Here is a 12,707-nt window from a genome sequence, read left to right on the forward strand (position 1 = left end):
TTCGATAGCGGACGGAACCCCTGCAAGACAGGCGCCTTCATCGAAAACCTATCGGTCCGGTCGGCCGCTCGGAGAATCGGGCACCGACAGTGGGACCGGGGACTCGCTGTCGGATTCCTACAGAAAGTGCTGGCCGCGCGGCCGAAAGATGCGGTCGGCGACGGAAAGACGTGGCCGCCGGGCCCGCCCGCGCGACATGATCGGACCCGACAGGCCACGACAGCAGGGAGACCTCGGTGCCTCATTCCATCGACGAAGCGTTCACGGCGCTACCGCTGCGCGCCCTGGCCGACGCCGCGCTCGCACGCGCGCGTGCGCTGGGCGCCGACCACGCGGACTTCCGGTTCGAGCGGGTGCGCAGTGCGGCCTTGCGGCTGCGGGACGCCAAGCCCGCCGGGTCGTCGGACACCACGGACCTGGGGTACGCGGTGCGGGTGGTGCACGGCGGGACCTGGGGGTTCGCATCGGGTGTGGATCTGACGATGGACGCCGCCGCGAAGGTGGCGTCGCAGGCCGTGGCGATGGCGAAGCTGTCGGCCCAGGTGATCAAGGCGGCCGGGTCGGACGAGCGCGTGGAGCTGGCGCACGAGCCGGTGCACGCCGAGAAGACGTGGATCTCGTCGTACGACATCGATCCCTTCTCCGTGCCGGCCGAGGAGAAGGCCGGGCTGCTCGCGGACTGGAGCGCGCTGCTGCTGGCGGCCGACGGTGTCAATCACGTCGACGCCTCGCTGCTGACGGTGCACGAGAACAAGTTCTATGCCGACACCGCCGGGACCGTGACCACACAGCAGCGCGTGCGGCTGCACCCGCAGCTCACCGCCGTCGCCGTCGACGAGTCCAGCGGCGAGTTCGACTCCATGCGGACGATCGCGCCGCCGGTGGGGCGCGGCTGGGAGTACCTGACGGGCACCGGCTGGGACTGGGAGTCCGAGCTGGAGCGGATCCCGGAGCTGCTCGCCGAGAAGATGCGGGCGCCGAGCGTCGAGGCGGGGGTGTACGACCTCGTCGTCGACCCGTCCAACCTGTGGCTGACCATCCACGAGTCCATCGGCCACGCCACCGAGCTGGACCGCGCGCTGGGCTACGAGGCCGCGTACGCCGGCACCTCCTTCGCCACCTTCGACCAGCTGGGCAAGCTGCGGTACGGCTCCGAGCTGATGAACGTCACCGGCGACCGCACCGCCGAGCACGGCCTCGCGACGATCGGATTCGACGACGAGGGGGTGGCCGGGCAGTCCTGGGACCTCGTCAAGGACGGGACGCTCGTCGGGTACCAGCTGGACCGGCGCATCGCGAAGCTCACCGGCTTCGAGCGGTCCAACGGATGCGCGTACGCCGACTCCCCCGGCCATGTGCCCGTGCAGCGCATGGCCAATGTGTCCCTGCAGCCGGATCCGGCCGGGATGTCGACGGAGGATCTCATCGGGAGCGTCGACCGCGGCATCTATGTCGTCGGTGACCGGTCCTGGTCCATCGACATGCAGCGCTACAACTTCCAGTTCACCGGGCAGCGGTTCTTCAAGATCGAGAACGGCCGGATCACCGGCCAGCTGCGCGATGTCGCGTACCAGGCGACGACCACCGACTTCTGGGGTTCGATGGCCGCGGTGGGCGGCCCGCAGACGTATGTCCTGGGCGGTGCCTTCAACTGCGGCAAGGCCCAGCCGGGCCAGGTCGCGGCGGTCTCGCACGGCTGCCCGTCGGCCCTCTTCAAGGGCGTCAACATTCTGAACACCACGCAGGAGGCCGGTCGATGAGCGCGCGTACGAACAAGCCGCACGAGGTCGTGGAGCGCGCCCTCGAACTGTCCCGCGCCGATGGTTGTGTGGTGATCGCCGACGAGGAGTCGACCGCCAACCTGCGCTGGGCGGGCAACGCGCTGACCACGAACGGGGTCACGCGCGGGCGCACGCTGACCGTAATCGCCACCGTCGACGGCCGTGAGGGCACCGCGTCCGGGGTCGTCTCGCGCTCGGCCGTGACCGCCGACGAGCTGGAGCCGCTGGTGCGGGCCGCGGAGGCGGCGGCCCGCGGCGCGGGTCCGGCCGAGGATGCCCAGCCGCTCGTCTCGGGCGTACCGGAGTCCCCCGGCTTCACGGACGCGCCCGCCGAGACCTCGTCCGCCGTCTTCGCGGACTTCGCGCCGGCGCTCGGCGAATCGTTCGCACGCGCGCGTGCGGGCGGCCGCGAGCTGTACGGGTTCGCCAACCACGAACTCGTCTCCAGCTATCTCGGTACGTCGACGGGGCTGCGTCTGCGCCACGACCAGCCCAAGGGCACGCTGGAGCTCAACGCCAAGTCGCCGGACCGTACGCGGTCGGCGTGGGCGGGGCGGTCGACACGGGACTTCAAGGACGTCGATCCGGCGGCGCTGGACGCCGAGCTGGCCGTACGGCTCGGCTGGGCCGAGCGGCGCATCGACCTGCCCGCGGGGCGCTACGAGACGCTGCTGCCGCCGACCGCCGTCGCGGACCTGCTGATCTACCAGATGTGGTCGGCGGCCGCCCGGGACGCGGCCGAGGGCCGGACGGTCTTCAGCAAGCCCGGTGGCGGCACCCGCGTCGGCGAGAAGCTCACCGAGCTGCCGCTGACGCTGCGCAGCGACCCGAACGAGCCGGGCCTGGAGACCGCCCCCTTCGTTCTCGCGCACTCCTCGGGCGACGACGCGTCCGTGTTCGACAACGGGCTGTCGCTGTCCGCGACGGACTGGGTCCGTGAGGGCACGCTGACCCATCTGTCCACCACCCGGCACAGCGCGGGCCTCACCGGGCTGCCCGTCGCCCCGACCATCGGGAACCTGATCCTGGACGGCGGCGAGGACCGCTCCCTGGAGGAGATGGTCGCCGCCACCGAGCGCGGTCTGCTGCTGACCTGCCTCTGGTACATCCGCGAGGTCGACCCGGCGACGCTGCTGCTGACAGGGCTGACCCGGGACGGCGTCTACCTCGTCGAGAACGGCCAGGTCGTCGGCGAGGTGAACAACTTCCGGTTCAACGAGTCGCCGGTGGACCTGCTGGGGCGGGCGACGGAGGCGGGGCGGACGGAAAAGACGCTGCCCAGGGAGTGGAGCGACTGGTTCACTAGGGCTGCGATGCCCGCGCTGCGGGTGCCGGACTTCAATATGAGCTCTGTCAGTCAGGGCGTATAACCTCGTACCTGATTCACGAGACCACCCAAGGAGATACGAGAACCGTGACGGACATCGTCGACGAGCTGAAGTGGCGGGGCCTGTTCGCCCTGTCCACTGACGAAGATGCTTTGCGCAAGGCGCTCGCGGACGGTCCCGTCACGTTCTATTGCGGCTTCGACCCGACCGCGGCCAGCCTGCACGTCGGCCACCTGGTGCAGGTCCTGACCATGCGCCGCCTCCAGCAGGCGGGCCTACGCCCGCTCGCCCTGGTCGGCGGCGCGACGGGCCAGATCGGCGACCCGCGCCCGACGGCCGAGCGCACGCTGAACGACCCGGAGACGGTCGCGAACTGGGTGACCCGGCTGCGCGCGCAGATCGAGCCGTTCCTGTCCTTCGAGGGCGAGAACGCCGCGGTCATGGTGAACAACCTGGACTGGACGGCCGGCCTGTCGGCCATCGAGTTCCTGCGGGACATCGGCAAGCACTTCCGCGTCAACAAGATGCTGACGAAGGACTCCGTGGCCCGGCGCCTGGAGTCCGAGGAAGGCATCAGCTACACGGAGTTCAGCTACCAGCTGCTGCAGGGCATGGACTTCCTGGAGCTGTACCGACGCCACGGCTGCACGCTCCAGCAGGGCGGCAGCGACCAGTGGGGCAACCTCACCGCGGGCCTCGATCTGATCCACCGCTTGGAGCCGCACGCCAACGTGCACGCGCTGGCGACGCCGCTGATGACCAAGGCGGACGGCACCAAGTTCGGTAAGACCGAGGGCGGCGCCATCTGGCTCGACCCCGAGATGACGACGCCGTACGCGTTCTACCAGTTCTGGCTGAACGTGGACGACCGGGATGTCTCGACGTACCTGCGCATCCTGTCCTTCAGGTCCCGCGAGGAACTCGAAGAGCTGGAGAAGCAGACCGAGGAGCGCCCCCAGGCCCGCGCCGCCCAGCGCGCGCTGGCCGAGGAGCTGACCACGCTGGTGCACGGCGCCGATCAGACGGCCGCCGTGATCGCCGCGTCCAAGGCCCTCTTCGGTCAGGGCGAGCTGGCTGAGCTCGACGACAAGACGCTGGCCGCGGCCCTCTCCGAGGTGCCGCACATCCAGGTCGCCGAGCTCGGTCCCGTCGTGGACCTCTTCGCGGAGGTCGGCCTGGTGGCGAGCAAGTCGGCCGCGCGCCGCACGGTCAAGGAGGGCGGGGCGTACGTGAACAACGTGAAGGTCGCCGCCGAGGACGCAGTCCCCGCCAAGGAGGACCTGCTGCACGGGCGCTGGCTGGTGCTGCGCCGGGGCAAGAAGAACCTGGCGGCGGTCGAGGTCAAGGCCGGCTGAGCGCACGTACGCACACTGAAGGGGGCGGCTTCCCGCGTGGGAGGTCCGCCCCCTTCGTCGTACCTGCCGTCAGGCTTTCTGTTTGCTGCCCCGCAGTGCCACGTACGCCATGTCGCCGAGGAAGACGATGATGAGCGCGGCCACGAGCTGGAAGAGGTGCCGACTCCAGTCGATGCCTCGGGTCGCGTCGACGCCGACCGCACGGGCGATCGCGTTGCCCACGATGGCGCCGATCATGCCGAAGATGGTCGTCAGCCAGAGCGGGCTGTGCTGCTTGCCCGGAAGGATCGCCTTGGCGATCAGGCCCAGCACGAACCCGACGATGATCGCCCACAACCAGCCCATGTCTGCCTCCTAGTACGGCTCTACGTGAGCAGTACGGCCAGTTTCGGGCTGTCCGCCATACGGCGCATGTCGGGCGGAGCCATACGCGGTACGACGCATCATGTCCGCCCCGTCAGGACATGCCCCGGTCTCGAACGCGACGCAGCCGCGGCGTAACGTGGAGGGTGTTCGGGCCTGCTTCCTTGACGGGGTTCGGACCGGTACGGACCGGGGAGCGTCCGACACAGGCGGGTGGTGGAACGTGATGCGGAAGCAGAGCAACAGTCAGGTCTTCCGGATCACCGGGGCCAGGCAGGGGCTCGACGAGGACGTACGGGGCAGGCAGCGCCGCTATGTCATCTCGATGTCCGTCCGCACGGTCTCAGTGATCCTGGCGGCCACCCTGTGGAACGTCGAGCGGCACGTCGCGCTCGTCGCACTGGTACTCGGGATACTCCTCCCCTACATCGCCGTGGTCATCGCCAACGCGGGCCGGGAGAACACGCCGTCGCTTCCCTCGACGTTCGTCGCCGCCCCCAGTCGTCCGATGATCGCTCCGACGCGGGAGGACGGATCCGCGGAATCCGTCCCGGAAGACGTCGCGGCCGACCCCGGGGCGCGGCTGCGGGGCGAGCCGCACGACATGAGCTGACCCCCGATCCGGCCCCTGGCTGACCTCGGAGGATCCTCCGAAAACGGAATCCGGCCGCGCACCAAGCTCAAGAAAAGCTCAGATCAATCATGTTGTTCCAGTGCCGGGCGGCGGGTCTCCCGTGACATACTTCGTACGCGCTCCGCATCCCCCGTCGGAGCGACGGACCGACGCCGGGCAGCTCCCCCCGTGGCTGCTCGGCGTCGCCTTTTCGGAGCCGTTCAGGGCGTGCCGCAGAGCCGCTTAGGGTTGAGGCGTGAACTTGCCGCTCTCCGACCTGTCCCCCGCTCCCACCACTCCGCAGTGTTCGGCCAAGGGCTGCCGCGCGGACGCCGTGTGGGTGCTCGCCTGGAACAACCCGAAGCTGCACACGCCGGAGCGCCGCAAGACATGGCTCGCGTGCGAGGAGCATCGCGAGCATCTGTCCCAGTTCCTCGGTGTGCGCGGGTTCCTGAAGGACGTCGTGAAGCTCGACGAGTGGGAGGACCCGGAGGGGTAGGGCTGGCCTCCCCGGGGAGGCCAGCCGCCGGAGTCCGGCGAAGCCCAGCGAAGTCAGCCGGAGTCCGGCGAAGCCCGGATCAGCCTCCGATCGCCGACATCGGCCTTTCCGGCTGCACGAACGACGGGTCGTCCAGGCCGGCCCCCGCCTTCTTGCCCCACATCGCGAGGCGCCATATGCGGGCTATCTCCTCGTCGGGGGCGTCCGAGCGGAGGGCGGCGCGCAGGTCGGTCTCCTCGGTGGCGAAGAGGCAGGTGCGGACCTGGCCGTCGGCCGTCAGGCGCGTTCGGTCGCAGGCCGAGCAGAACGGGCGGGTGACCGAGGCGATCACGCCGACGCGGTGCGGGCCGCCGTTCACCAGCCAGCGTTCGGCGGGAGCCGAGCCGCGCTCGTCCGCACCCTCCTCGGTGAGGTCGAAGCGCGTACGCAGTGAGGTGAGGATGTCGCCCGCGGTGACCATGCCCTCGCGCTTCCAGCCGTGCTGGGCGTCCAGGGGCATCTGCTCGATGAAGCGCAGCTCGTAGTCGCGCTCCACCGCCCAGGCGAGGAGGTCCGGGGCCTCGTCCTGGTTCAGCCCCGGCATCAGGACCGAGTTGACCTTGACGGGGGTCAGGCCGGCGTCGCGGGCGGCTTCGAGGCCCTCGATGACGTCCTTGTGGCGGTCACGGCGGGTGAGGGTCTTGAAGACGTCGGGGCGCAGGGTGTCCAGCGAGACGTTCACCCGGTCCAGGCCTGCGGCCTTCAGGGCGGTCGCGGTGCGCTTGAGGCCGATGCCGTTGGTCGTCAGGGACATCTGGGGGCGGGGAGCAAGCGCGGCGACCCGCTCGACGATGCCCACCAGGCCGGGGCGCAGCAGGGGCTCGCCACCGGTGAAGCGGACCTCGGTGATGCCGAGGCTGGTGACGGCGATCTCTATCAGGCGGACGATCTCGTCGTCGGTGAGCAGATCGGGCTTGGCCAGCCATTGCAGGCCCTCTTCAGGCATGCAGTACGTACACCGGAGATTGCACCGGTCCGTCAGCGAGACGCGCAGGTCGGTGGCCACTCGGCCGAAGGTGTCGATGAGCACGTGGGCCCCCTCCCTCGATGCGGATCACTTCTACTCGACACGATCGAGCCTACGTGACGCGACTGACATCAACACCGGCCGGATCCCACGAGACGCGGCGCGGCCGCGTCGTAGATCTCTACGACGCGGCCGTCGGCGGGGCGAATCAGTGTGCCCCGGTGCCGGTGAGCGAGCGGACCTCCAGCTCGGCGTACTTGCCGGCGTCCGGCTCCTCCTTGGACAGGATCGTGCCGAGCCAGCCCAGAAGGAAGCCGACCGGAATCGAGATGATGCCCGGGTTCTCCAGCGCGAACCAGTGGAAGTCGGCGTCGGGGAACATCGACGTGGGCTTGCCCGAGACGACTGGCGAGAAGAGCACCAGGCCGACCGCGGTCACCAGACCGCCGTAGATCGACCAGAGGGCGCCGGGCGTGGTGAACCGCTTCCAGAAGAGGCTGTAGAGGATCGTCGGCAGGTTCGCGGACGCGGCTACGGCGAAGGCGAGCGCGACCAGACCGGCGACGTTCAGGTCGCGGGCGAGGGCGCCCAGGAGGATGGACACGGCACCGATGCCGACCGTCGCGTACCGGGCAGCCTTCATCTCCTGCTTCTCGGTGGCCTGCCCCTTCTTGATGACGTTCGCGTAGATGTCGTGCGCGAACGAGGAGGACGAGGCCAGTGTCAGCCCGGCGACGACCGCGAGGATCGTGGCGAAGGCGACGGCCGAGATGGAGGCGAGCAGGATGGCGCCCCAGTTGGAGTCGACGCCTCCCAGATGCAGTGCCAGAAGTGGCGCGGCCGTGTTGCCCGCCTTGTTGGAGGCGATGATCTCGTCCGGTTTGATCAGCGCGGCGGCGCCGAAGCCGAGGGCGAGGGTCATCAGGTAGAAACAGCCGATGAGGCCGATCGCCCAGTTCACGGACTTCCGCGCGGTCTTGGCCGTGGGCACCGTGTAGAAGCGGATCAGGATGTGCGGCAGACCCGCGGTGCCCAGGACCAGCGCCATGCCCAGGGAGATGAAGTCCAGCTTGGTCGTGGACGTGGCGCCGTACTTGAGGCCGGGCTCCAGGAAGGGCGAGCCCTTGCCGCTGTTGTCGGCCGCCTTGCCGAGCAGGTCGGAGATGTTGAAGTTGAACTTCAGCAGGACCAGGAAGGTGAGCAGCAGGGCGCCGATGATCAGCAGCACTGCCTTGACCATCTGCACCCAGGTGGTGCCCTTCATGCCGCCGATGGTGACGTACACGATCATCAGGACGCCGACGAGGGCGACGATGCCGATCTTGCCGCCGTCACTGGTGATGCCGAGGAGCAGCGACACCAGGACGCCGGCGCCCGCCATCTGGGCCAGCAGGTAGAAGATCGACACGACGATCGTGGAGGTGCCCGCGGCCGTACGGACCGGGCACTGGCGCATGCGGTACGCGAGGACGTCGCCCATCGTGTAGCGGCCGGAATTGCGCAGCGGCTCGGCGACCAGGAGCAGGGCCACCAGCCAGGCGACCAGGAAGCCGATGGAGTACAGGAAGCCGTCGTATCCGAAGAGGGCGATCGCGCCCGCGATGCCGAGGAAGGACGCGGCGGACATGTAGTCGCCGGAGACGGCGAGGCCGTTCTGGAAGCCGGTGAACTGGCGGCCGCCCGCGTAGAAGTCGGCGGCGTCCTTGGTCTGGCGGCCCGCCCAGACGGTGATGACGAGGGTCGCGGCGACGAACACCGCGAAGAGGGTGATGATCAGCGGCCGGTGCTGGCTGGCCTCACCGGCGGCCAGGGTGATCGCGGGGCTCATGCGCCGCCCTCCATCCGGGACTTGATGGCCTCGGCCTTGGGGTCGAGCTGGGTGGCGGCGTGCCGCGAGTACCACCAGGCGATGAGGAAGGTGGTGAGGAACTGACCGAGGCCGAGCACCAGGGCGACATTGATGTTGCCGAACAGCTTGGTGCCCATGAAGTCGCCCGCGTAGTTCGAGAGCAGGACGTACAGCAGGTACCAGACGATGAAGCCGACGGTCAGCGGGAAGGCGAAGGAGCGGTGGGAGCGGCGCAGTTCAGCGAACTCGGCGCTCTCCTGCACCGCGGTGAACTCCTCCGTGGAGGGGAGTGGGGATCCGGTTTTCGGTGGCGGTGCGTCGGTTGCCACGGTGTCTCCTCGCGATGCGGGTGCGGTTGCGACGGTGGACGGGGGCGAGTCGGGGCTCGCGGACGGGGACGGCTTGGGTACGGACATGCGGTTCTGACCTCACAGTGATATGGATCACGTAACCGGATGCAATGGATTGGCTCCCGTGCGTGATCCGACAGGGGGCTCGATCGTCCTCGGGCTCCCTGCTCAAGGTCACGGCGCCACGCGTGGACCGGTTCAACTCCCCCGACTTCTTTCGGAAGTCATCCCCGGAAGTCATTGCTGGCCAGGTCGGGCGGGGGATAGCTTCGGCCTGCACCACTCCGTCATGTACCTGCCCGAGCACCACCTGTGTTCGGGCAGCTCCGTCTTCCGGATGATGTGGAGATCCCATGGCTCATCTGCGATCCAGACGCCGCCTCGCCCTTGCCGTGCCGGTCGTTCTGTCGCTCACCGCCTCGCTCGGCTTCCTGCCGGGCGCCGCGTCGGCCGCGCCGCAGACCGCGTCCGCCGCTGCCAGCGCGGATGGTCCGACCCTGCCGTACCTGGTCAACACCAAGACGGACCACCGCACGATCGAGTCGGTGAAGAAGGCGATCGAGGCGGCCGGCGGGACCGTCGTCATCGCGTACGAGAAGATCGGTGTGATCGTCGTCCATTCCGCCAACCCGGACTTCGGGAAGCAGATCCGGGCCGTACGCGGAGTGGAGTCGGCCGGTGCGTCGCGGACGGCGCCGCTGACCGCCGCGGGCACGACGGACGAGGGCGCGGCGCAGGTGCTGTCGGCCGCCGAGGCCGCCAAGGTCGCGCAGAGCGCCACCGCGGGCGAGGAGCCCCTGGAGGCCGACCAGTGGGACCTGCGCGCGATAGGGGCCGACAAGGCCGCGAAGATCAATCCGGGCAGCAAGGACGTGACGGTCGCCGTGATCGACGTCGGCGTCGACGACACCCACCCGGACATCGCCCCGAACTTCTCGGCCTCGCAGTCCGCGAACTGTGTGGGCGGCAAGGCGGACACCACGTACGGCGCCTGGCGTCCGGTGGACGCCGACCACTACCACGGCACGCATGTCGCGGGTGAGATAGCCGCGGCCCGCAACGGCATCGGTGTCGCGGGTGTCGCGCCCGGCGTGAAGGTCGCGGGCATCACGGTGGCCGAGCCGGACGCGAACCAGCTCTTCTTCCCGGAGAGCGTCGTCTGCGCCTTCGTGTTCGCCGCCGACCACGGCGTCGAGATCACCAACAACAGCTACTACGTGGACCCGTGGCTGTACAACTGCATGGACGACCCCGACCAGAAGGCCATCGTCGACGCGGTGAACCGGGCCCAGCTGTACGCCCAGAAGAAGGGCACCCTGAACGTCGCGGCGGCGGGCAACTCCAACGACGACCTCGACTCGGACGCGCTCGTCGACGACTCCAGCCCCGACGACTCGACCGCGGTCACCCGCACCGTCGACCCGCACAAGTGCTTCGACGTGCCGACCCAGCTGCCGGGTGTCGTCACCGTGAGCTCGACCGGCGTCAAGGGCGCCAAGTCGTACTTCTCCAGCTACGGGGACGGCGTGATCGACGTCGCGGCCCCGGGCGGCGACCGGTACCAGATCCCGGACACGCCGTCGCAGAACGGCCGCATCCTCTCCACCCTGCCGAACAACACGTACGGCTACCTCCAGGGCACCTCGATGGCGACGCCGCACGTCGCCGCTGTCGCGGCGCTGCTGAAGTCCAAGTACCCCTGGGCCACTCCGGCCCAGCTCCAGGCGCTGCTCAAGGCCCAGGCGGACAACCCGGGTTGCCCGACCGACCCGTACGACGGGAACGGCGACGGCGTCGTGGACGCCACCTGTGTGGGCGGCAAGCGCGTGAACGGCTTCTACGGATTCGGGATCGTCAACGCGCTGCGAGCGGTCAAGTAACCGTTGCCGACCATCAGGTCAAGTAACGGTCACTGACCGTCGGTTGAGCTTCCGCACGGCTCGTACAGCTCGTCCCGCGAATGTGAACTGGAGATTCCATGACCGCGCGCTCCCAGCGCTCCCGTCGTGCCATAGCCATCCCGCTGGGGATGGCCACGGCCACGGCCCTCGCCTTCCTGCCGAACGTCACCGCGTCGGCAGCGGAGGCGACCACCGGCAGCATCCAGCAGCTCACCGCCGCTGACGCGACCGGCCTCAGCTATGTCGTCAACGTCCGTCCCGGGCACGGCACTTCCTCCACCGTGAAGAAGGCCATCGCCGAGGCGGGCGGCACGATCGTGACGTCGTACGACCAGATCGGCGTGATCGTCGTCCACTCGTCGAACGCCGACTTCGCCAAGACGATGCGTGGCGTCCGTGGTGTGGAGTCGGCCGGCAACACGCGCAACGCGCCGCTGCCCGCACAGTCGACCACCGACGTGGGCACCCCGAAGGCTCTCACCGCGCGCCAGGTGAAGGCCGCGACTGCCGAAACCGCCGACGGGCAGGACCCGTTGGAACCGTTGCAGTGGGACCTGTCCGCCATCAAGGCGGACAAGGCGCACGAGAAGACACTCGGCAGCAGCAAGGTCACGGTCGCCGTGATCGACACCGGCGTCGACGACACGCACCCCGACATCGCGCCGAACTTCGACCGCGACGCGTCGGTCAACTGCGTGACGGGCAAGCCGGACACGACCGACGGCGCCTGGCGGCCCACCACCGGGGAGAGCCCGCACGGCACGCACGTGGCGGGTGAGATCGCGGCCGCCAAGAACGGCGTCGGCATGACCGGTGTCGCACCGGGCGTGAAGGTCGCCGGCATCAAGGTGGCCACGACGGCCGGCTACTTCTACACGGAGGCCGTGGTCTGCGGCTTCGTGTGGGCGGCCGAGCACGGCGTCGACGTCACCAACAACAGCTATTACACCGACCCCTGGTACTTCAACTGCACGGACGACCCGGACCAGAAGGCCCTCGTCGACGCGATCACCCGCGCCTCGCGGTACGCGGAGAAGAAGGGCACGGTCAACGTCGCGGCGGCGGGCAACGAGAGCTACGACCTGGCGGCCGACACGATCACCGACCCGGTCTCGCCGAACGACGGGACCCCGTCGGACCGGGTGATCGACCCGTCCAAGTGCTATGACATCCCGACCCAGTTGCCGGGTGTGGTCACGGTCGCGGCGACCGGTGCGAAGGGCATCAAGTCGTCCTTCTCCAACTACGGCCTGGGCGTCATCGACGTCGCCGCGCCCGGCGGCGACGCGACGAGCTACCAGACCCCGGCCCCGCCCGCCACGAGCGGTCTGATCCTGGGCACGCTGCCGGGTGGCAAGTGGGGCTACATGGCCGGTACGTCGATGGCGTCCCCGCATGTCGCGGCTGTCGCCGCCCTCATCAAGTCGACGCACCCGCACGCCTCCGCCGCCCTGGTGAAGGCGCTGCTGTACGCCGAGGCCGACGCCACACCGTGCACCGACCCGTACGACATCGACAGCGACGGCAAGGTCGACGCGGTGTGCGAGGGCACGAAGAACCGCAACGGCTTCTATGGATGGGGCACCGTGGACGCGCTGGACGCGGTGACGAAGTAGGGCTTGTGTGCAGATGGTTCGGGCCGGGCGGACGATCCGCCCGGCC

11 protein-coding genes are annotated in these 12,707 nt (G+C 69.2%); 7 read left to right on the forward strand and 4 right to left on the reverse strand.

The features are described from left to right. Positions 1-236: 236 nt before the first annotated feature. Genes OG975_RS10835 through tyrS form a run of 3 tightly spaced genes read left to right on the forward strand, consistent with a single transcriptional unit; the run spans position 237 to position 4,464 of the window. The gene (locus tag OG975_RS10835) at positions 237-1,760 is read left to right on the forward strand and encodes a TldD/PmbA family protein (protein ID WP_406328915.1); all 1,524 of its coding nucleotides are present in this window, start codon (positions 237-239) and stop codon (positions 1,758-1,760) included. Further along, the gene (locus OG975_RS10840) at positions 1,757-3,151 is read left to right on the forward strand and encodes a metallopeptidase TldD-related protein (RefSeq protein ID WP_406328916.1); all 1,395 of its coding nucleotides are present in this window, start codon (positions 1,757-1,759) and stop codon (positions 3,149-3,151) included. The genes OG975_RS10835 and OG975_RS10840 overlap by 4 nt, the downstream gene beginning before the upstream one ends. A gap of 44 nt (positions 3,152-3,195) precedes the next feature. After that, the gene (gene tyrS / locus OG975_RS10845) at positions 3,196-4,464 is read left to right on the forward strand and encodes a tyrosine--tRNA ligase (RefSeq protein WP_406328917.1); all 1,269 of its coding nucleotides are present in this window, start codon (positions 3,196-3,198) and stop codon (positions 4,462-4,464) included. A gap of 69 nt (positions 4,465-4,533) precedes the next feature. Here the strand turns inward: tyrS and OG975_RS10850 are convergent, their stop codons facing one another. After that, positions 4,534-4,809: a GlsB/YeaQ/YmgE family stress response membrane protein gene (locus tag OG975_RS10850; protein WP_406328918.1), complete on the reverse strand. Its 276-nt coding sequence runs from the start codon at positions 4,807-4,809 to the stop codon at positions 4,534-4,536. Between the two features lie 244 nt (positions 4,810-5,053). Here OG975_RS10850 and OG975_RS10855 point away from each other — a divergent pair, with 244 nt between their 5' ends. Together OG975_RS10855 and OG975_RS10860 are read left to right on the forward strand one after the other, a co-directional pair. Then, positions 5,054-5,440, forward strand: coding sequence for a DUF3099 domain-containing protein (locus OG975_RS10855; RefSeq protein ID WP_406328919.1), 387 nt, complete (start codon positions 5,054-5,056; stop codon positions 5,438-5,440). 262 nt (positions 5,441-5,702) lie between these two features. Next, positions 5,703-5,939: a hypothetical protein gene (locus OG975_RS10860; RefSeq protein ID WP_406336235.1), complete on the forward strand. Its 237-nt coding sequence runs from the start codon at positions 5,703-5,705 to the stop codon at positions 5,937-5,939. Positions 5,940-6,018: 79 nt separating this feature from the next. On the opposite strand, the gene moaA is transcribed toward OG975_RS10860, so the two are convergent. From moaA to OG975_RS10875, 3 genes are all read right to left on the reverse strand, one after another. After that, positions 6,019-7,008, reverse strand: a complete 990-nt coding sequence (gene moaA / locus OG975_RS10865; protein ID WP_406328920.1) for a GTP 3',8-cyclase MoaA — start codon at positions 7,006-7,008, stop codon at positions 6,019-6,021. A gap of 145 nt (positions 7,009-7,153) precedes the next feature. Next, on the reverse strand, positions 7,154-8,773 hold the full coding sequence (locus OG975_RS10870) for a cation acetate symporter (RefSeq protein ID WP_406328921.1): 1,620 nt from the start codon (positions 8,771-8,773) through the stop codon (positions 7,154-7,156). Further along, a complete protein-coding gene (locus tag OG975_RS10875) occupies positions 8,770-9,123 on the reverse strand; it encodes a DUF485 domain-containing protein (RefSeq protein WP_406328922.1) in 354 nt (117 codons plus the stop codon). Before OG975_RS10875 ends, OG975_RS10870 begins: the two co-directional genes overlap by 4 nt. A 374-nt stretch (positions 9,124-9,497) precedes the next feature. Between OG975_RS10875 and OG975_RS10880 the strand changes: the two genes are divergently transcribed. After that, positions 9,498-11,024 carry a S8 family peptidase gene (locus tag OG975_RS10880; RefSeq protein WP_406328923.1) on the forward strand — a complete coding sequence of 509 codons (1,527 nt, stop codon included), beginning with the start codon at positions 9,498-9,500 and terminating at the stop codon, positions 11,022-11,024. A gap of 98 nt (positions 11,025-11,122) precedes the next feature. Then, a complete protein-coding gene (locus tag OG975_RS10885; RefSeq protein WP_406328924.1) occupies positions 11,123-12,661 on the forward strand; it encodes a S8 family peptidase in 1,539 nt (512 codons plus the stop codon). Positions 12,662-12,707 lie beyond the last annotated feature (46 nt).

It is taken from the genome of Streptomyces sp. NBC_00203 (genome assembly GCF_045206325.1).
In the GTDB taxonomy this organism is placed as follows: Bacteria; Actinomycetota; Actinomycetes; order Streptomycetales; family Streptomycetaceae; genus Streptomyces; species Streptomyces lutosisoli.